The 19,629-nt window shown below is 42.3% G+C and carries 25 protein-coding genes; 19 read left to right on the plus strand and 6 right to left on the minus strand.

Translation table 11 applies throughout. The features are described from left to right. Nucleotides 1-22: 22 nt before the first annotated feature. Both RB151_RS16180 and RB151_RS16185 read right to left on the minus strand, forming a co-directional pair. Nucleotides 23-340, minus strand: coding sequence for a CII family transcriptional regulator (locus RB151_RS16180; protein WP_036978872.1), 318 nt, complete (start codon nucleotides 338-340; stop codon nucleotides 23-25). 179 nt (nucleotides 341-519) lie between these two features. Further along, on the minus strand, nucleotides 520-747 hold the full coding sequence (locus RB151_RS16185) for a transcriptional regulator (protein WP_071548404.1): 228 nt from the start codon (nucleotides 745-747) through the stop codon (nucleotides 520-522). A 108-nt stretch (nucleotides 748-855) separates the two neighbouring features. Here RB151_RS16185 and RB151_RS16190 point away from each other — a divergent pair, with 108 nt between their 5' ends. The 19 genes from RB151_RS16190 to RB151_RS16285 all read left to right on the plus strand — a co-directional run bounded on the left by RB151_RS16190 (nucleotide 856) and on the right by RB151_RS16285 (nucleotide 13,318). Next, entirely contained in the window at nucleotides 856-1,548 is a 693-nt protein-coding gene (locus tag RB151_RS16190) for an XRE family transcriptional regulator (protein WP_071548406.1), read from the plus strand. 542 nt (nucleotides 1,549-2,090) lie between these two features. After that, on the plus strand, nucleotides 2,091-2,282 hold the full coding sequence (locus RB151_RS16195; protein ID WP_071548408.1) for a hypothetical protein: 192 nt from the start codon (nucleotides 2,091-2,093) through the stop codon (nucleotides 2,280-2,282). Nucleotides 2,283-2,579: 297 nt separating this feature from the next. Continuing rightward, nucleotides 2,580-2,819, plus strand: coding sequence for a hypothetical protein (locus tag RB151_RS16200; protein WP_145927305.1), 240 nt, complete (start codon nucleotides 2,580-2,582; stop codon nucleotides 2,817-2,819). A gap of 29 nt (nucleotides 2,820-2,848) precedes the next feature. Next, nucleotides 2,849-3,070: a hypothetical protein gene (locus RB151_RS16205; RefSeq protein WP_071548412.1), complete on the plus strand. Its 222-nt coding sequence runs from the start codon at nucleotides 2,849-2,851 to the stop codon at nucleotides 3,068-3,070. Nucleotide 3,071: 1 nt separating this feature from the next. Beyond that, a complete protein-coding gene (locus RB151_RS16210) occupies nucleotides 3,072-3,437 on the plus strand; it encodes a hypothetical protein (protein WP_071548413.1) in 366 nt (121 codons plus the stop codon). A 64-nt stretch (nucleotides 3,438-3,501) separates the two neighbouring features. Next, entirely contained in the window at nucleotides 3,502-4,443 is a 942-nt protein-coding gene (locus tag RB151_RS16215) for a hypothetical protein (RefSeq protein ID WP_071548415.1), read from the plus strand. A 205-nt stretch (nucleotides 4,444-4,648) separates the two neighbouring features. Further along, nucleotides 4,649-4,825 (plus strand): hypothetical protein, encoded by a 177-nt coding sequence (locus tag RB151_RS23490; protein WP_167363358.1) that lies wholly within the window; start codon nucleotides 4,649-4,651, stop codon nucleotides 4,823-4,825. A gap of 10 nt (nucleotides 4,826-4,835) precedes the next feature. Then, on the plus strand, nucleotides 4,836-5,309 hold the full coding sequence (locus RB151_RS16225) for a class I SAM-dependent methyltransferase (protein WP_071548419.1): 474 nt from the start codon (nucleotides 4,836-4,838) through the stop codon (nucleotides 5,307-5,309). Nucleotides 5,310-5,450: 141 nt separating this feature from the next. Next, nucleotides 5,451-5,804 (plus strand): hypothetical protein, encoded by a 354-nt coding sequence (locus tag RB151_RS24430; RefSeq protein ID WP_071548421.1) that lies wholly within the window; start codon nucleotides 5,451-5,453, stop codon nucleotides 5,802-5,804. A gap of 15 nt (nucleotides 5,805-5,819) precedes the next feature. Beyond that, nucleotides 5,820-6,692 (plus strand): ATP-binding protein, encoded by an 873-nt coding sequence (locus RB151_RS16235; protein ID WP_071548423.1) that lies wholly within the window; start codon nucleotides 5,820-5,822, stop codon nucleotides 6,690-6,692. After that, the gene (gene ssb, locus RB151_RS16240) at nucleotides 6,693-7,163 is read left to right on the plus strand and encodes a single-stranded DNA-binding protein (RefSeq protein WP_071548425.1); all 471 of its coding nucleotides are present in this window, start codon (nucleotides 6,693-6,695) and stop codon (nucleotides 7,161-7,163) included. It abuts the gene before it with no gap. Nucleotides 7,164-7,175: 12 nt separating this feature from the next. Continuing rightward, nucleotides 7,176-7,730: a hypothetical protein gene (locus RB151_RS16245; protein ID WP_071548427.1), complete on the plus strand. Its 555-nt coding sequence runs from the start codon at nucleotides 7,176-7,178 to the stop codon at nucleotides 7,728-7,730. Between the two features lie 77 nt (nucleotides 7,731-7,807). Continuing rightward, nucleotides 7,808-8,143: a hypothetical protein gene (locus tag RB151_RS24435; protein WP_145927306.1), complete on the plus strand. Its 336-nt coding sequence runs from the start codon at nucleotides 7,808-7,810 to the stop codon at nucleotides 8,141-8,143. 275 nt (nucleotides 8,144-8,418) lie between these two features. Then, nucleotides 8,419-8,739 (plus strand): hypothetical protein, encoded by a 321-nt coding sequence (locus tag RB151_RS16250; RefSeq protein WP_071548429.1) that lies wholly within the window; start codon nucleotides 8,419-8,421, stop codon nucleotides 8,737-8,739. Then, entirely contained in the window at nucleotides 8,739-9,068 is a 330-nt protein-coding gene (locus RB151_RS16255) for a hypothetical protein (protein WP_071548431.1), read from the plus strand. The genes RB151_RS16250 and RB151_RS16255 overlap by 1 nt, the downstream gene beginning before the upstream one ends. A 339-nt stretch (nucleotides 9,069-9,407) precedes the next feature. Further along, nucleotides 9,408-9,635, plus strand: coding sequence for a hypothetical protein (locus tag RB151_RS16260; protein WP_071548433.1), 228 nt, complete (start codon nucleotides 9,408-9,410; stop codon nucleotides 9,633-9,635). Next, nucleotides 9,622-10,254: an MT-A70 family methyltransferase gene (locus RB151_RS16265; protein ID WP_071548435.1), complete on the plus strand. Its 633-nt coding sequence runs from the start codon at nucleotides 9,622-9,624 to the stop codon at nucleotides 10,252-10,254. The genes RB151_RS16260 and RB151_RS16265 overlap by 14 nt, the downstream gene beginning before the upstream one ends. 451 nt (nucleotides 10,255-10,705) lie before the next feature. Next, the gene (locus RB151_RS16280; protein ID WP_071548438.1) at nucleotides 10,706-11,863 is read left to right on the plus strand and encodes a tyrosine-type recombinase/integrase; all 1,158 of its coding nucleotides are present in this window, start codon (nucleotides 10,706-10,708) and stop codon (nucleotides 11,861-11,863) included. A gap of 231 nt (nucleotides 11,864-12,094) precedes the next feature. Continuing rightward, nucleotides 12,095-13,318, plus strand: a complete 1,224-nt coding sequence (locus tag RB151_RS16285) for a tyrosine-type recombinase/integrase (protein ID WP_071548440.1) — start codon at nucleotides 12,095-12,097, stop codon at nucleotides 13,316-13,318. A gap of 43 nt (nucleotides 13,319-13,361) precedes the next feature. Here RB151_RS16285 and RB151_RS16290 read toward each other — a convergent pair whose 3' ends face one another. The 4 genes from RB151_RS16290 to RB151_RS16300 all read right to left on the minus strand — a co-directional run bounded on the left by RB151_RS16290 (nucleotide 13,362) and on the right by RB151_RS16300 (nucleotide 19,597). Then, complete coding sequence (locus tag RB151_RS16290; RefSeq protein ID WP_237071476.1) at nucleotides 13,362-14,429, minus strand: pyocin knob domain-containing protein; 1,068 nt, start codon at nucleotides 14,427-14,429, stop codon at nucleotides 13,362-13,364. Next, complete coding sequence (locus RB151_RS23785; protein WP_237071478.1) at nucleotides 14,430-14,822, minus strand: hypothetical protein; 393 nt, start codon at nucleotides 14,820-14,822, stop codon at nucleotides 14,430-14,432. Nucleotides 14,823-14,887: 65 nt separating this feature from the next. After that, nucleotides 14,888-19,198: a phage tail tip fiber protein gene (locus RB151_RS16295; protein ID WP_071548442.1), complete on the minus strand. Its 4,311-nt coding sequence runs from the start codon at nucleotides 19,196-19,198 to the stop codon at nucleotides 14,888-14,890. After that, on the minus strand, nucleotides 19,199-19,597 hold the full coding sequence (locus tag RB151_RS16300) for a DUF6950 family protein (RefSeq protein ID WP_071548444.1): 399 nt from the start codon (nucleotides 19,595-19,597) through the stop codon (nucleotides 19,199-19,201). It lies immediately after the preceding gene. Between the last annotated feature and the right edge of the window lie 32 nt (nucleotides 19,598-19,629).

Below are 19,629 nucleotides of genomic sequence, written 5' to 3' on the forward strand. Positions count from 1 at the left end.
TAATTACTCCTGCTTACGAAAATTAAATTAGCTCCATCTGAGCCTCATCGGTTGCCGCCTTTGAGGTTTTTCTTTTTGGGTATCTGACATGCTCTAGCATCTGAATTAATGCCCTAGCCTCATCACCCTGAATAATCACATCTTGAATTGGCGCATCGAACCCTATTGCGTCCAGCAGTCTTGCTGCCTTCTCAACAAAGCCGTTCTCTGCTTGCCATCTAGTGATTTGGGATTCGTGTACACCGACAGCCTTAGCAACTTGCTTCGGTGTAGTTAAGATGATCCCTTTGCGAATACGAGCCTCAATAGCTCGCACGTTGCGTGAAATTGCGTAGTCCATTTGTTAAATTCCTTTTGACGTAGTTAGTCCGTTGCTCACGATCCTGTGAGTGTGTTGATAAATATTGTCGAGCTAGTGTCTCTTTCGCTCTCATTCGACTTTTAGCCATCCAACTTGGCAGATCCTCGAGGCCGACAATATACTGTGCCGTTCAGTTAACGCTTTGTTTTTAATCTTTATTACGCCGCCAGTTCAGGCCAGTTCTTTTCCCAGTCATCTGGGTAGAGGTCTTTTCTGGTTACTTTTGAATTACTGTTAACTTCAATTGCCACACATAAAGCGGCTCCTAGTTTTGAGCCCTTTGTTAAAGCTTTTCTGAGGTAGCCAATTGAAGTTCCGCATTTTTTAGCGAACTTCTCTTGCTCAGAAACAGAAAGGGAATTTAGGAATATCCGTAATTGTTCCATTTATTGTCCTTGTTTACCTAAACATGAAATAAATATACCTGTAGGTAAATTAAATATCAATACCCACAGGCAATTTACCAGCAGGTATTTTTGATAGATGATTTACTTATGAACGCAGAAACTGAATTATTTGAAAAAAGACGCCAAAAACTGGCTGAGCTTGTTGCTCGTTATGAGACGCAAGAGGAATTTGCACGCGCCATTGGTAAAGACAAATCCTATGTATCCAGAATGCTCTACCCGCCTAGTAAATCTGGATATAAGCGAATAGGCGATAAGATGGTTTTAGCTATTCAGGATGCTTTAGGATTGCCTGCTGGGTGGATGGACGGCATTATTGAATCAGAAATCCCGCAACCATCCAGATCATATAAAGTGGAAGTTCTTGATGTAGAAGCTAGCGCAGGAACTGGCGTGATGGTTCTTGATGAGTTTATAGAAACCATCACCGCTATTGAGTATTCCGATGAGGAGGCTAAGCGCCTATTCGGAGGTAGACCCGCAAGTACGATAAAGATGATCACTGTAAAAGGCGACTCTATGTCTGAGACTTTCGAGCCTAGAGATCAGATATTTGTTGATATGACCGTTAATCATTTCGACGGTGACGGTATTTACGTTTTTGTTTTAGATAACCAACTCTACATTAAGCGCCTTCAAATGCAGTATAAGAAGCTTGCTATCATCTCAGATAACCCAAGATACGAGACATGGCACCTGAGCGAAGCTGAAATTGACGGGGTTTTTATTCAGGCCAAAGTACTCGTTAGCCAATCCATCAAGTACAAATTCCACGGATAGTTTACCTATCTCTCATAATTAAGCCCTTTTCAGGGCTTTTTTTACGCCTAAACAAAAATAATTAAAAATAAATTACCTGAAAAATCATAAAGGTAAACTAATTCCGTATACAAAGTTTACCTTTGGGTATTTACAATTAAATTACCTGCAGGTATATTTAATCACATCGAAGGGCAACCAGAGATAAAAGATAGTCGAACGGCGCGACTTTAAACCATGCGTCGGGCACTCGGCGGGCTCAGGGCAGTATGCGAAGTTGGAAGAGCGGCAATGAGATGCACTACAGATTACTTATGAAATAACAGTATTTGCATAAGTCATTTGATAGGAGCAGCGCATGAAAACGAAAGTTACCTGTCCGTTGTGTCTAAGGACATTTGACCCACGATTACCAGTTATGCACATCAGCAAGTATCACAAAGATGCTACTGACGCGCAGTTAGCAAAGATTAGAAACGTTCGCAGAAATGCGACACACGAAAGCAACCTCGGCTACGCAAGCCGATTATGAGTGATGGAAGTGTTACGGCAAGGGGATGAATATGAAATACGAAGAGCAACGTGAGCGAGTTATAAACATCCAAAACCTGCTATCTCGCGTCAATCACAAGCTTGAAAATCCAAAAATAAGATTGCTGGATAGCTTGGAATTACAAGACGAAAAAATTCGTTTGCAAGTTGAGTGGGATAGAGAAATTAGAATTATGTGGGCCATGCCTGAGTATAACGGCTGATTTAAATTACAAGCATAACATCTTTAGCATTATTTAGTTTTAGCCCAAGTTAAGCCGGGACGGCGAATAAAGTGGATAGTTGACAAAGGAAATATAGGGAACCGCGCACGAAGCACGACTATGCGTATCTGGAAGGCTAGCAACAAAGGCAGATAGCTTCCACCCTATGTAGACATGGCGAGTTCCACCGCGGGCAAATTAAATTGTGCATCAGGCTCATTCTGTTGGCTGTGGTGAGTTGATTAATAGATAGGAGATAGAGATATGTGTGACTGCTTTACGAAATTAGGCGATGACATGGAAAGTCGCATCAAAGCAAAACTACCAGAAGGCGCAAGCCTACGGTCTACTGGCTGGAAACAATCAGGCTTGTTTATGTCTGGCGGCGTTATGTCAGTTAATTATTTCATTGAGTACAACGCCAGTTATCAAGAAGTTAAAAAGGACGGCACACCGAAAGCCCGCCTGACAAAGCAGGATTTTCCCGTTACGTTCTCATTCTGCCCTTTCTGTGGCATGAAGTGTAACAGCAAGTAGCATCGTGTTTAGTTAATAACGGAGGGAGTATGACAGATAAAACAGGTGGAGCGGCTTTTCCAGTCGCATACAACAGAGAAACACAATATGCTAAGTTCGGTATGACATTGCGTGACTATTTCGCTGCTAAGGCTATGCAAGGAATTTTAGCCAATCCTGCACAGCTTGATAACGTTAATTACAAATCAGCTGAATGGGTATCGCGGGATGCGTATCTTGTTGCAGATGCAATGTTAAAAGCTAGGGGGTGATATGGAATTTAAAGGCACGCCTGCACCTTGGTTTATTGAGGAGTACGACATTAATGGAAAGTGTGATGCCAAGTATTTTGATATTCGCTCTATGTCGACAGATGGTTATGAATACATGGATTTACTTGACTCAGTAAGAGTTGGCGATGAAAAAGCATTAGCCAACGCCCATCTAATCGCAGCAGCACCAGAGTTATTTGATACTTTGCAGGAGTTAATTCAGACTCACGAATACTCGCTTAGAATTGGCTACGAAAGAATTATCGAACTTGGGGGTGACTGCGATTCACCAGAAATCATGATTAATAAAGATTCATCACTCAACAAAGCCAAAGCAGCAATCACAAAAGCCCTCGGTCAGCAGTAACCCACCACTTAATCATTCATATCGCTATTAATAGTGAGGAATACGCACACAAGGAACATAGGAAATGGCAAATGAATTAGTCGTAATCGAACAAGCAACGGCGCTGGATTTATTCACGGCACCAGAAAAAGTAAGTCAGATGCTAGCTCACATTAAAACGCTGGCTGAGGAAGAGCGAAAAGAACTCGACGGTGATTTATCTGTAGCTAAAAACCGCAAGGCATTCGCGTCACTGGCATACAAAGTTACTCAAACAAAAACAGCCATTGATAAGGCTGGCAAGTTGGTTGTTGATGACCTGAAAGAGTTACCTAAGAAAGTAGATGCTGCACGTAAATTATTCCGTGATGAACTTGACTCATTGAGTGATGGGATTCGCAAGCCACTAACCGAGTGGGAAGAACAAGAAAAGGCTCGTGAAGAAGCTGAGGTACTTAAAAAGCAAATCGAGATTGACCACGAAGAAGCTTTGCAAATGAACGAATTGTTTGATTTACGCAAAGCCGAAGAAGAACGCCAGCGAATCGCTCGTGAAGAAGAAATGAAGCGACAAGCTGCGGAACAGGCACGACTCGAAGCCGAACGTAAAGCGCAGCAAGAAATCGAAGCAGCAGCACAGCGAGAGCGGGAAGCAAAAGAAGCCGCTGAGCGCGCAGAGCGAGAAAAGCAGGAGGCTATTCAACGTGCCGAGCAGGCAGCGAAGGAGGCCAAGGAAAAGGCTGAACGTGACGCTAAAGAAGCTCAGGAGAGAGCTGAGCGCGAGAAACAAGCCGCTATCGAAGCTGAGCGCAAGAAATCTCATGAAGCTGAACAAGCGCGATTAGCTGAAGAAGAGCGCAAGCGTCAGGAAGATGCAAAACGTCAGGAAGATAAAGAGCATCGCCGCAAGTATAACCAAGAAACATTACGAGCCTTAGTCAGTAACGGATTTGATGAAAAACTAGCGACTGAATTTATTAAGCTAGTTGCAAGCAACCAAATCCCCCACATGACAATGAATTACTAACACCCACCGCACCAACACCAGAACCTAAACAACAATCGCTATCAATCGATAGGTGAGAGTTTCGCACATCCAGAGGTAAGCATGAATATTGATAAATACAAACTTTGTTTAGCTCAACAGCAAGCTGGAATTGCTCGGTATCTCAAGGATGAGAACGGATGGAGCGAAGCAAACGAAACATTAAAAACAGCATACGGAGTACAGCATGAACGCAAAGCAGAAACACGCAAAACAGCAGATATTCACCCTACTTCGCGAGTCTGAAATGACAAATGAGCAAATCGACGACTTGGTTTTCCAATGGAAAATGAAAGCATCGATGGAGCGTACAAATCTCATTCAGCATGAAATTAATAACCGTGGAGCAAAAGCATTCACGTAAGGAGATAGTCATGCGTCCTATTCTGGATATGTGCTGCGGTAGTCGCATGTTTTGGTTTGATAGGCAAGACAACAGAGCAATTTACAGCGATATAAGGGTAGAAAAACACATTCTATGTGATGGCAGGAAGTTAAACATAACACCAGATATTATCGCTGATTTTAAAAACCTACCCTTCCCTGATAACTCATTCCATCAAGTTGTATTCGACCCACCTCACTTAATTCGTGTTGGCCATAACGGTTGGATGTTTAAAAAGTACGGTCGATTAAATAAAGAATCTTGGAAAGAGGATTTAGCCAAGGGGTTTAATGAAGCATTTCGAGTACTGCGGACAAACGGAACATTGGCTTTCAAATGGAACGAAACTCAAATTCCTACAAAGCAAGTGTTAGCCCTTACTGACTATAAGCCAACGATAGTTCAGCGAGTTGGCAAGAACGACAAAACTCACTGGATATTATTCATTAAGGACGCAGCATGAGAATTTCAGAGTATGAACTCAAGCAACGGCAGGATTCCGAAAAGCGACGCAGGGAGCGCGAGGAAGAGGCTGAATACTATCGCATGGAAAGCCTCGGCATTCAGCCTCAGTCAACTCCTAGTAGGTGGATGAGAGGTGAATATGGGTAAGTATTTAATACCTGCATTTCCTAGTCATAAAGGCAAGGATGCTGCCCTGAAATATGCTTTATCAATGATTGATGAAGATATCGAAAGGCGAAGAGTGCGTGACCTAACGGGCAATGAAATTCAACCAGTTGAAAGGATTTCAACACTAGAATTAGCTCTCGCCGCACTAGTTAAAAGTCAAAACTTAGAAATGCTAGTTTTCTACCCTCCTCTACCTGAACACATTCAAGCGCAACGAAGACAGGCTGACTTGGAGCGATACGCAAGGCATTTATCCAGAGGCACTTTTGACCCTTATCGTGGCGCCACAGAGATTCCATTAGGCGGCAGGGTTGTAGGTGACTAATTTTCGGAGGTAATTATGAAATTTGCAAAAGCATTGCGAAAAAAAGCAAAGCTACGACTTGCATTAACTGGCCCTAGTGGCTCAGGAAAAACATACGGAGCACTAGAAATAGCCAAAGGACTTGGCGGTAAAACAGCCGTGATAGACACGGAGAAAGGAAGCGCATCACTCTACTCCGATCGATTTAATTTCGACGTACTTGAGCTAGACCCTCCATTCACCCCCGAGCGATTTATTGAAGCTATCGTAGCTGCGCAGGAAGCTGGTTACGACAATTTAATAATCGACAGTATCACCCATGAATGGAGCGGTTCAGGCGGCTGTCTTGAATTGCTAGATGGTTTAGCAAAAGCTAAGTATCGCGGTAATACGTGGTCAGCATGGAGCGAAATAACACCTCGTCACAACGCATTTCTAGATTCAATTCTACGGTCTGACCTGCATATTATCGCAACCATGAGAAGCAAAACGGAAACTGCTCAGGTTGATAAAGGTAATGGCAAGAAAGGCGTGGATAAACTAGGCATGAAATCAGAGCAACGTGACGGTGTTGAGTATGAATTTACTACCGTGCTCGACCTTAATCACGAAACTCACACAGCAATGGCAAGCAAGGATAGAACAGGATTGTTCAGCAATGCCGAAGTCACCCAGTTAAATGAATTAACGGGCAAAAAGCTAATGGATTGGCTTAATGATGGGCGCACGAAAGCCGAGGTGGATTTATCACACTTCACTGATATTGCAATGGAAGCACAAGATATGGATGAGCTTAAGAATGCGTTTCGTGAGGCATACAATGCGCTTAGGGATACATCAGAACAAGCGGAAGCTCAGAAGATATATGAGCTAAGAAAAGAAGAGCTAACTAAACAAGAGGCAGCGTAAATGGCTGAGAGAGGCGTCAATAAATCCATCATTCTAGGAAATTTAGGCGATGACCCGAACGTGAGGTATTCACCGAACGGAACAGCATTTGCTAATTTCTCGGTCGCCACAAGCGAAACGTGGAAAGACAAAAACACAGGTGAGAAACGAGAGCGCACTGACTGGCACAACATTGTCATACAAGGAAAGTTAGCCGAGGTGGCAGGTCAATACCTGAAAAAAGGAAGTCAGGTATACATAGAGGGGAAAATGCGCACTCGTAAGTATCAAGGTAATGACGGGCAAGATAAGTACATTACTGAAGTCATCGTTGGCATTGATGGAAAAATGCAAATGTTAGGCAGCGGTAATCAGACTGAAAGTCAGAATCCGAAACCATCAACTCAGGGGGTTCAGCGCCCACACCAACAACCGCAAACTCAACAACCTGAGCCACCATTAGATTTTGATGATGATCTGATCCCGTTTTAGAAGGAATCAAGCATGGATAATACGCAATTATGTATAGAAAGTTACTCTCGACATAAAAACCTTAAGTTAGTTGGCATGGAGCTAGGTATACCGTGGCAATCGGTATATAGCACGCTAAGGAAGGCGGATTATCCAGTGACTGGAGATAAAGCTAGATATGGGTCAGTTACGGATAGAATAGCAGTTATTGGTGAGCAAAAGTTTAAGAATGCAGTTCCAATAGCTATAGATAATAATGACTTGAAGTATCAAGCAGATATTGATTTCACCATTGGAAACATAACGGTAGACGTTAAAACTTCACGAATTAGACGTTACCAGCAAGGAAAAGGAATTCGTAATTCAGCCCCAAGGTGGGGTTATTGCATCAATAAACAAAAAGACACCGCTGACTTTTTTGTCTTGTACGCTCTTAATGATGACAATGAAACTGAGCATGTTTTTCTCATGCCGAATGAAATTGTTACCACTGTATCAACAATATCGATTCCAGAAACACTAGCTAGTAAATGGGCTGATTACAAAATAGAAGAAAGTGAATTATTGCCATTCTTCCAATTTTTGTAATCCACACTACCCTTCAACCCTTCCCTATGTGATTTAACCAAAGGATATATTTGCAAGGATGCAAACAGGAGATAGATATGAAAAACAAAACTCAACACTCGTGCAACTATGGAAGCCATAGGACAGGTAAATGCGTCGGAGGTCGCTTATATATCGACAATCATAGTGACTATTACGATTATTCAGATGAAAGCAGGCCTTGTCCCAACTGCAATTCAGACGAATGGCTAAAAAAATATCGCAGTGAATACATTAAAGCTGGAATTAATTGTGGCACGAAAAGAAAGCAATTGAATTTAATAGAGTATACATCATGCATTCCTGACGAAATTAGAGCTAAACACGGGGTGGTAAAGAAAATAGAGAGATGGTTAAGGCGAGGCTATTACTACGGATTAAAGAATCGCCATTAACTCGCAGGGATGCAATGAATAAAAAAGCCGCCACGGAGCTGACGGCAAGGGGACGTGCAGGAATGAAACTTATAATTTATCTGTGTAAGCAATTTAAGAATAGTTAAGCCATGGAATTTAGCAAGGAAGTAGATAAAAAAATGCCGACACAGGGAGAATCGGCGAGGACTACAAAAATAATTAGAAAGTTCAAATTAACTATAGGTCATAAATTAAAAACAATGATGAATTATTTTAATCATATCGATTAAATAGATGCAATAATAGGAATGAATATGAATGATTTTATGTACCAAGGACAAATTATGAAATTTGTTGTGCCAGAGTCAGACCCTAAGAATGTTTGCAACCTTTGCGGTGGGAATGTCGGAAAAGATAATTTAATCCAAGGCCAAGCGGCAAATATTTGCTTTGACTGCTCGGATTTAGCAAAGGTAATAGTAGATAAAGAACGCGAAAGATTATCGAAAAAAGAAATAGAACGCATAGCAGCTGTTATTTCCGCTGACGATAAAGGTTTAATTGATATGGGTATGGCGAATGCTTATGCGTATGCAGAGCGCTTATATAAAGCTGGATATAGAAAGGTGGAGTGATGGATAAATCAAGGCAGCAATTTGAAGAGTGGTTTAATGAGAATGGCATTTCAGCAGGGTGGTGTTCTAAACGAGATTTAGAATTCATTAAAAATAAAACGTATCAGTGCTGGAAAGCATCACGCGAGAGTTTAATTAATAACTTACCAGAAAGCATTAATTGCCCTACTGCGCCAGAATTAATATGGCTACAAGTTGACCCCGAACCAGAGGTAATAAATAAACCTGAATTTCCAGTTAATTTACGTAGTGATGATGTGACTTGGTGTGTAGATAGAATTCATACAACTGACACGTTATATATTCGTGCTGATTTAATTCAAAAGTAAATAACCATGTAAATAATCGGATATGTATTACTGCTTGTAATGCAGGGTTCTGCTGTGCCTGTTACAGAGCAAATATACACACAGCAAGAATGCGAGAGCCGTGCCAGTCAATTAATGCAGGTGCGGGATGTTGAAATTAAATGTGGTGAGGTGATGAGGGAGTGAATAAATTAAGAGAGAGAATAATGGAAGCTCTTCAATGTAATCAGCTTACCACGGACGAACTATATCACTTATGCAGTCCTGATTATTCAAGGAGTCAGGTTAGTTGTGTGATTGGTCACTTGGAGGCGGGTGGGATTATTAAGAAAAATACTTGTAAATATTGGGAGTTAATTAATGAAACAAGTTCAAGCAATGACGACGCCAGTATTAATTGATGGCGTTACGTATCAAATAGCATTGCCAAAACAATATGTATCCCTTCAGGCAAAGCAAGCATTGATGTTCGCCCAAGAGTTTGGCGGTGGAATCATCCCATGTACGTTTACTCACATAGAGCCAATGGAAGCCGATGGATTGCCTTTTAATATAAGTGATAGCGGAGTGGAGAATGAAAAAGTATGACCTAATATTAGCTGACCCACCTTGGCAATATAATAATAAAGCATCAAATGGCGCAGCAACCAATCATTACAACACCACCGATTTATATTCCCTCTCTCGATTGCCAATAGAAACTATAGCTTCTGAAAACTCCGTTCTGTGCATGTGGTACACAGGTAATTTTGCACTTGAAGCAATTAAGCTATCCGAAGCGTGGGGATTTAAAGTTAAAACTATGCTCGGCTTCGTTTGGGTGAAATTAAATAAATTGGCTATGGAAAGAATAACAAAGCAAATACAAAACGGTGAGTTATTCGATGCCTACGATTATATGGATATTTTAAATAACGAAACGAAAATCAATGGCGGTAATTACACTCGTGCAAATGCGGAAATATGCCTAATAGCTGTTCGTGGTAATGGCCTACCGCGTCAATCGGCCAGTGTTCGACAAGTAATTTATTCATGCCTTGGTGATCATAGTGAAAAGCCGAAAGAAGTACATCACAGGCTAGAGGAACTATATGGAGACGTGCCACGCATCGAATTATTCGCTCGTGAAAAATTTGGTGATTGGGATGTGTTCGGGGATCAGGTAGAAAGCAATATTCAATTTAATAATGTATTGAAAATAGCATAGGTGGTCTATGACACCGCAGGAGCATGAAAACGGATTGCGAGCAGTGGCAAGGAAATGCCACACGGAACTAAAGAAATATAAAAAAATAACAAACGAAATATCAACCAAAACCCTACTCAAGCACCTTCCCGAATTCACTAAGTATTTACCATCCGATAAGAAACTAAAGTACACACCCAATATGTGGCTCAATCACTATGTTATGACGATAGATAAGGAGATTAATGGTGACTGGAATAACCATATCTAGAAAAGAAGCAGCAGAAATAATTGGTATAACTGAAAACACGCTATCACAGTGGTGCAAGCAAGGAATGATCGCATTCACAAAGAAAAACCCGCTAAAGAAAAACTCCCCTTACTTATTCACTAGGTCGGCATGTATTGCAGCGGCCAATAAATCAATTCACACTATACCAGTGAACACTGGTGAGACAGGAGAAAGGAAACCATGTCAATATTCCAAAGAGGAAAAATCTGGTACGGGGACTACACGACGCCAAGCGGCAAGCGTATCAAGGAGTCTCTTGGCACAACGAACAAGAAGCAAGCACAGGAGCTACACGACAAACGAAAGTCTGAATTGTGGCGCATAGAAAAGCTCGGTGACTTCCCTGATGTCACATTTGAGGAGGCGATTATTCGTTGGATAGAGGAGAAAGCCGATAAAAAATCACTGGATGATGATAAAGGTCGGCTTTCCTTTTGGTTAGATCACTTCGAAGGTGTGAAGCTGAAAGATATTACAGAAGCAAAAATTTATGCAGCTGTAAGCAAGATGAGAAACAGGAAGGTTAGAGAACGATGGGAAAAGCAAGCTGAAGCAGCTAAGCGTAAGGGAAAGGAAATCCCTGCTTATTCAGAAGCCCAAGTAACCACAGCCACCAAAGCAAAGCATTTGGCAATTATGAAGTCATTGCTAAGAACTGCTGAGAGAGAATGGAAATGGCTGGAAAAGTCACCAGTTATTAAAGTGCCAACAGTGAGAGAAAAGCGGGTTCGGTGGTTAGAACATCACGAAGCGCAAAGGCTGATCCGTGAATGCCCTGAACCACTGAAATCCGTAGTTATATTTGCATTGGCTACTGGACTGCGACGTTCCAACATAATCAATTTAGAGTGGAATCAGATTGATATGCAAAGAAAAGTCGCTTGGATAAATCCAGAGGAAAGCAAATCAGGTCAGGCTATCGGTGTTGCATTGAATGATACATCTTGTCAGGTTCTTAAGGAACAAATAGGAAACCATCACAAATGGGTATTTGTTCACACTGAATCCAAAAAGAGACCAGACGGAACATTAACGCCAAGCGTCAGAAAAATGCGAGTTGATTCTAACACAGCATGGAGAGCCGCACTGAAAAGAGCAGGAATAGAAAACTTCCGCTTTCATGACTTGCGGCATACATGGGCGAGTTGGTTAATTCAGTCTGGCGTCCCACTTTCAGTTTTACAGGAAATGGGCGGATGGGAATCAGTTGATATGGTGAGAAGATATGCACACTTAGCACCTAATCATTTAACTGAACATGCGAAGCAAATAGACACTATTTTCGGTACTTGCGTCCCAAATACGTCCCAGTTAGCAAAAGTGGAGAATTTTAAATGATGGTAAGTGATTGAAAATTAATGGTACGCCCTACAGGATTCGAACCTGTGACCTACGGCTTAGAAGGGCGTTACAGCTTGATTTCATTGAGTTTTATATGATTTCATAATATTTCATCCAATTGATTTTTAAGGCTTTATATAGCTTGCATGATTTCACCTAGTTTCATATCATTTCGTCATTACTTGACCCGTTACTTGACCCGTAACCAACCTGCAACGGAATTACTAAATGGCAAGCGTATTACTAACAGACAGTAAAATACGAGGATTGAAGCCTAAGAAATCTGCGTACTATACTTGGCAAGCATCAGCGACTAGGGGTACAGGCAGACTTGGTGTAAAAACATATCCATCAGGAAGAAAGGTTTTCGTTTACCGTTACTTCAAAGATGGAAAAGAGAAATTTATTTCACTTGGTGACTACCCAAATTTATCATTAGCTGATGCCGCTGTAAAATCTGTAGCTGCCGCTGCAGAAGCATCATCACCTGAAAAAATTAAATATGAGCATGCAACTGTAAAGCAACTCTTTGACGACTACATTGAAGATCAGAAGCGACAAGGTAAGCGTTCGTACGATAAAACGCAAAATAGGCTAAATCAGGTTTTAGAAAGCAAGCATATAAATCCATCCATGGCTGCTAAAGATGTTACTCCCGATCATATTAAAAGAATACTATCTGAGTTTATTAATCGCGGTGCATTGGCTGGTTCAAACAAGGTTAGGGCTAATTTACATGCAGTGTTTAATTTCGGCCTATTTGCTGACAATGACCCAGCAAAAATTAACGAACGAGTTATTTACGGTTTAGATAGAAACCCTGTTGCAGTTGTCCCTAGACAAAAAGGTGCCGACAAAGCATTAGATAGATTCTTGTCATGGGATGAATTAAAACACTTGCTGGAGTTATTTAATAAGCCTAGCAATGAATGTCCTATTAATCCCGACTATGCTAGGTTATTTTTATTCTGTGTTTACGCTGCTGGACAAAGGCCGTGGGAAATAATAGCTAACACTCGGGATAATTGGGATAAAAAGAATAATACATTGACTGTACCTCCGCATATTTCAAAAACAGAGGACTATCACGTAATACCGTTAACAAAACCTGCTATCGATATTTTAAATATTCAGGAATTGTTATACCCAACATCCAGTTTTCTATTCCCTGCTGATACTCAAGAAGGCCATTTATTAACATCGGAGTACGCAAAACAATTAAATAAGTTTTGCAAGCGTAATGAGTTTGAAAAATTTACACCAAGGGATATAAGACGGACATTTAAAACATTGGCTGGGGAAATGGGGATAAGCTCAGAAATGAGGGATATGGTACAAAACCATAAAAGACCAGGAGTGTCTAAAAAACACTATGATAGATATGATTACTTAAGGGAAAAACGCGAAATTCTCGACGCTTGGCACGAAAAGCTATCTTCTTTGTTTGACTAACGTTCTAAAAATGCGCCAACCACTCGAGCTGGCGCATTAGTTTTTATTGTTGCTCTACCTGTTCCGCCGCTTCCTGCTCTGCCCTTTCCGCTTCCTCTGCTGCACGTTTAGCTTCTTCTTGCGCTAATCGCTCTGCTTCTAGCTTAGCGAGTCTCTGTGCTTCAGCTTGCTTCTGATTGTATAGTGAGTTAGGTGGCATTTCGACACGCATGTCTATCCAGCGCGATTCAGGTACGTCGCAAGGCTCGTAGTTTTCGAAGTAAACAGGCACGCCTTCTTCATCAAAGTGCTTAATGCGCCTGTTCTGGAAACGCTCTGGCATATCTGCGTTCTGTTGGTGGAAAACAAAAACTTCAATATCACCATCAGGTCTCACCTCGTAATCAATGAGAACCATGTTTTTACCGTTATGGTCTTGAGGAATGACAAAGCCGTTATTGATACCCCATGCACCATCTGCATTAAAACCCACAACACCTTTAATGAGGTAATGGCCAACACCAAGGTGCTCCATTTCAACGCCTTCAGATTCGTCGTTAAGCTCAATGTTATCAGCGAAGAGTTTTACCACCGGGGATGCAGCTTTTAAGTTGCCGTTAGTGTCTTTAGTGGTATTTGTCACATTATAGTTTTCAATCCATGCAGACCACACGTTTTCACTTCTAAATCTAGTCCCTATGCTGCCGTTAGCCTTTGCTTGAATTTGCAAAACCATGCCCGTTCCTGAGCCCCCGCCATTTCTGGCCGCTGAAATGCAGGGTGATGTTTGATTGAATGTATTCAATGAACCCGCCCCTGAAGCACCGTAAAATCCACTCGTTTCTAAGCTATTCATATCACCTACGGTTGGCGCAGTTGCTGCGACACTCGCAATAGCACCAATGCCAAAGTCTCGCACATGCATTAGTGTTCCTGTTTTATCTTGAAAGTAGTGCTGGTACCATGTCGAATTAGTTCTGTAATTGATAAACGGTTTTGGTACTAATGCCCCTGCTTTGAGTTGCAACACGCTTGCATCTTTCCCAACAGTAAAATTTGTACCCGTAACAGATAAATCACCTGAAACTTCGCCTCCCGTTTTATCAAGCTTCCCATCGAGCTGCTTATCCATTTATTTTGTGGTGCGTAGCTGCTGAGTGGTTTGGTCGGGCAATGTGACCGTGATAATGCCTTGTTCTGTCATCCAGCGCGTCAGTATGTCGCTGAACTGCACATTTGAACCATTCATGGACACTATCTTATTCATTGCATCTGAAACAGAGTGAACCATGGTGGTGAGAATGACGTATTTCGCATCTTTGGCTGCTGTAGGGAATGGGAAGTTAAGCGTTAATTCCGTATCAGATTGAATCGATTGAATGCTGTTGTTGTGAACTGTGGCGCCGATTTGAATTTGTATCGCTTGCTCTGCAGAGACACGATTAATGTTATTGAGCCATTTTGTGCCCACTCCAGTTAATTTTGTGCTGTTTGCTGTTGTTGTAACTGTGCCCGTACTGTACATGTTATTTCCTCGAAATTTGGACGTAAAAAAACCGCAATTAAGCGGTTTATTGATTATTCTGTGGTTTAAATTGTTAGTGCTTTGACAGTCGATGTACCAACTTTGAAAACCTCCACTCTCTTAAGATTTGAGTAGCTTAAAACAACTCTTGCTGTTGCGTTTGTGTTTGGGTCGTTTTTTGTGGACACTGCACGAATATAGATATAACTCTTGCCGCCTCGTGGGGCGATAGGCAATTGAATAGGGCCTGCATTGACAGTTAAATTAAGCCCACCATTTCCTAAATATTTTCCTGTTTCACTGTATGCAAGCGCAACCCCTCCACTCCCATCATCAACGCCGACTTGAATCCGAATATATGCAGAGTATTGCCAACCCCCCTCTACTCTGTCCATTTTCAAGCTACATGCCAAATCAGCATCAAATACTCGGCTAAAAATTTCAGAGTTGATTTCAACTGCTTTTATCCAGCCTGTGTTTAGTGTTCCAACATGCAGCGTTGCATCATGAACTGTCCCTGTAATTTTCGTTGCTGTTGAATAATACACGTCCCCCAATATTTCTTTTGCATCAACGGTACCACTAAAATAACCATCAGCCCCCTCAATACGCCCCCTGAAAACGGCATTATTGAACTCAGCATCACCTTCTTTATCAATTTTCCAGCCACTCTTACCTGCTTTGTAACCATTGGCTTGAATGACATTGCCAATCTTGGCATTGGTTATTGAGCCATCCTCGATATACGTTGGACCTAAAAACACTTGATTATTTTTTATTGCAAATGGGGTTTCCATTTTCCCGCTTACATTATTAAAAATAGCAAACGTGTCTGCACTGAAACCAATTAACGTCTCAACTTTCCCGTTTTTAACGCTAGCTCCCATCATGAACTTGGCGTCATAGTATTGGCCATTCCAATTAATACCGGTCTTAATTGTGTAAATCGCAGAGCCATTCCCTTCGTGATCGAAAACAGTTTGCCCCCGCAACTCAATTGCAGCTTTGTTATCACCTATTTCTGATTTAATGAGTTCGTTAACTTCCGCTTGTGACTTCTGGTTATCAGCGACAACTTTTTGTAATGAGTTGATACTTGAATTCATAGCGCCATATTGAGCATCAAGTTGTTCCACTTTTTGCGCCAAGGCATGCGTTTCAGTCGCTATAACAGTTTCCACACGTCGAATGGAAGCCTTCACACTCAACACTTCTATGCCTTGAATATCATGCTGAACTTGCAATTGACCAACTGCCTCAACGGTTGCCCCTTCAATATTGGCTACCGTTTGCTGCAGACTCGAAATTGAGGCTTCGGTTTCTTCGAAGCGGGATTCTGTTAAAGCTTTCTCCGTTGTCATCGCTTCATCAAGGCTTGTCGTCGTTTCTGATAGCTCATTGATGCTCGCTTTAGTTTCGTTGTATTGGCTCTGCTGAGTTTGCTTAACCTGCGTGACGGTTTTATCTAAATCAGCAATTGCACTCTTGTGCTCAGTCACAACGCTGCTAACTTCAGATAGCTCACGACCTTGCTCGGTTAACTGACCTTGTAGCGCCTCATCGCCGAGGTTAATTTCAGCACGTAGCTGTTCTTCAGACTTTGCAATCGCTTCACCCTGTTGAGCCTGAACCTCCTTAATCGTGGTAATCGCGCCTTCTGCGTCATTGAGACGTGCATCAATTTGTACTTTATCTTCCGCTCGCGCTTCTGTTTCAGTGGCTAAGGCTGTCTCCGTACGGATAATACGGGCACGCGAGACTAAGCTTTCATTATGCAGCGAAAGAAACTGCGCTTGGGTTTGTCCTATGGCCTCCACTAAGGCTTTGTTATCATCCGTTGTGACTTGCCCTAGGTGTGTTAGATACCCTCTCATTTCGCCAAACTCAGCAACAACAGACGCTTCATGTTTTGCTTGAGCCTTTTCCAAATCAGTGGTAGCGGTAGCGATATCCGTTACACGGCCTTTAATCGTACCGACTTCATCGTTAGTCTCACCTAAATCAGCACGAACTTGCCTAATATCCTCTGCGAAAGCTTCATTTGATTTTGCTAGCGCATTTTGAACATTCAGAACATCAGCAGCCGTATGTTCAAATTGAGCCGCAACTTCTTGCTGGTACTTTGCCTGAGAGGTAGTGAAGTCAGCTTGAACTTGCTCTAACTGCTTAATTGACGCTTTACCTTTAGCGGATTCCTCCTTGAGCTCATAGTAATTTTCAGTAGACATCTGGGTTACCGTCATCACGGCTTCATTAACCGCCTCTAATTCGCGATCAATACTGATAACTTTTTGCCTAAAGTCGTCACTATCAATTTTTAAATCAGTGAGGTTATCTTTATTGAAGTCGATTTGCTCCTGCATTCGCTGGCCAGCTTCATTGCTGAGGAAATTATTACCCAATTCGTCAATCATATCCTTTGGCGTTCCGTCAGCCTTTCCTACGGCTTCAACAAACGGTGACTTGCCATAGCTGTTAACCGTACGAACATAAAACCAATAATTAGTATCGGCTTTTAAATTCTCCTTAGTCCAGAATTGCCCCTGCCCTTGGCGGTTGGCTTTTGTGGTGACTTCGGTGTCATTCGTGCTGGCCAGTTTTTTGTCGCTAAACCAAAACTCAAACGTATAACCATGCTGTGCGGTTTCGCCACCGTGCGGAATGCAGGTCAGAGAGAACATACCACCGACCATTTCAACGCTGACTGGTTTAGGTGGAGCTTGGATATCAAAATCAACAATGGCAGGGGCAGACATTGCGCCAGCCGCATTAATAGAACGAACCTCCGCACGATAAGAACCACGCACAAGGCCTGATAAATCTACTCTGTCTTGTGGCACCTGAATGGACTGAATAACTTTGCCATTTTCAATGATGTTTACTGTGTTATAGCGAACATCAGCAGCAGCTGATTGCCAGCTCAAAAACCCTTGGACGACTTCACCAATATTCGTGGCCACAAAAGCAAGGTTAAGCGGTGGCGCTACCCCACCAGTGGGTAAAACCGTGAATGGGGGTCGAACAAAAGGCTTACCTATAATGTCTTCATAAATATAAGCTCCGTCCTCCTCGAGGAGAATATCAACGCCCTCTTGCGGGTGAAACTTCCATTCAGCAACACGAAATTCAAGGTTTTGAATACCAATTTGAGGCAGGTTTAATAAAATCACCTCTCCTGGTCTGTAGGCGTAACCATCCATATTCATCCGTAATTGAACACGACGCCCTGCCCGTTTTTTACGTAGATATAAATTAGAGAGACGTGCCGCTTGGTATGGGCTAGTGACAAAGCGGTAATCCATATTCTCTTTGATTTCTAACCCATCTTCTTCAATCCATTCATCAACAATAACAGGCTCAAAATCGGTTTTAATGTACTGCTGCTCTGCATCGACAAACGTACCGTAAATGGCGTTAGTTGCGTCACGTAGCGCCAGTTCTGGTGTGATATTAACGGTATCGATGATTTGATTGGGTTCAATGCGTAATACTGCTGGACCATTATAAGCCTGCATCAAAATGCCGTGCTTGCCCGCAACATAAGTCGGCTCAGCAGCAATGCATTTATGCATGTGATCCAGAATTGCTGATGGAGACTCAGAAAGTTCATAGGCCCCATTAATCGTATAGCGAGGCTCTGTGTTGCCTTCGGGCGTTGTTACCGGTTCGCTACATAAATCAGCCGCAACTTTGAACGCATTAAAATCAATATCTGAATCGGGTACACCCAAATAGCTACGGTAAAAATCAAGAATAATTAATGCCCCGTTATTGCTCCAAGCCGTTTTATTTGTGCGCGGATCATAGACAGGCTTCCCCCACACTTCGACTTTGATGTTAGGAACGCCGTATGGGAATTTTTCAGCATCGTATTTCAGAGTTAAACGTAGCCATGCCAAACCATCGCCTATCATATCCGATTTCCACGATGGCGCATTTTTCAACAAGTAAGGGTCACAGTCCGTTCGGCTATTGTGAAACTCATAAGCCGCTTTATCACCAAAGGTACCGATTAAATCATCGTTCAACCAAATCTGGCCAATACGGTCAACTTTATGAGCAGCAATGGCTAATGCCATGAATAATCGTTCATTTTCTGTTTGGTCGCCCTTTTCTTCTTCGGCGAAAAACAGTAACCCAGAACACACAGTTTTCCCCACGATAATCGTTTCTGGTGCAACCGCAGAACGTAACATTTGTTTTCGCTCAGATTGGTCGCGGTACTGCATTGCAGGTATTTTATCTTGAAAAATAAACGTACCTGCAGCCTGAACAGCTATCCCTGCAACGATTAATGCGGTACCTAATCCCCCCGTAGCAATAACACCCGCAACCATTAAGCCAGCAGAAACGATATTGGTGACTGTCTTACCCATTTATTCGACCCTCCACGCTTTAACTGGTTGAAAATTAACAGGGCGTGCGCCGTCATCCGTTACAGCCCATATTTTATTCGCCCACAGAACACCAAGGGTTTTCCCGTCATCTCCGTTGAACATAACAATATCGCCGCGCATTGCATCAATTGGGGCTATTTCTTGAAAGAAGCCTGATAGACCAGTTTCCAGATCCCCAAAATCGGACTTTAAAACTCGCATAGCCCCTGATTTTGTCTTATAGCGACCACGAACTTTTTCAGCAATATCAATACCGCAAACAGCAATTGCGCAATCCGCAGCAAATAAACAACAGTCATGTTCACCCCATGAAAAAGGCTTATGCATCGCTTGTTGTAGGGTTTCAGGTAGTTGAGATGTCCAGTTTGAGTGTCGCATTGCTGATCTCCGCGCATAAAAAAACCCGCCGA

The organism is Providencia rettgeri, assembly GCF_001874625.1.
Lineage (GTDB): Bacteria > Pseudomonadota > Gammaproteobacteria > Enterobacterales > Enterobacteriaceae > Providencia > Providencia huashanensis.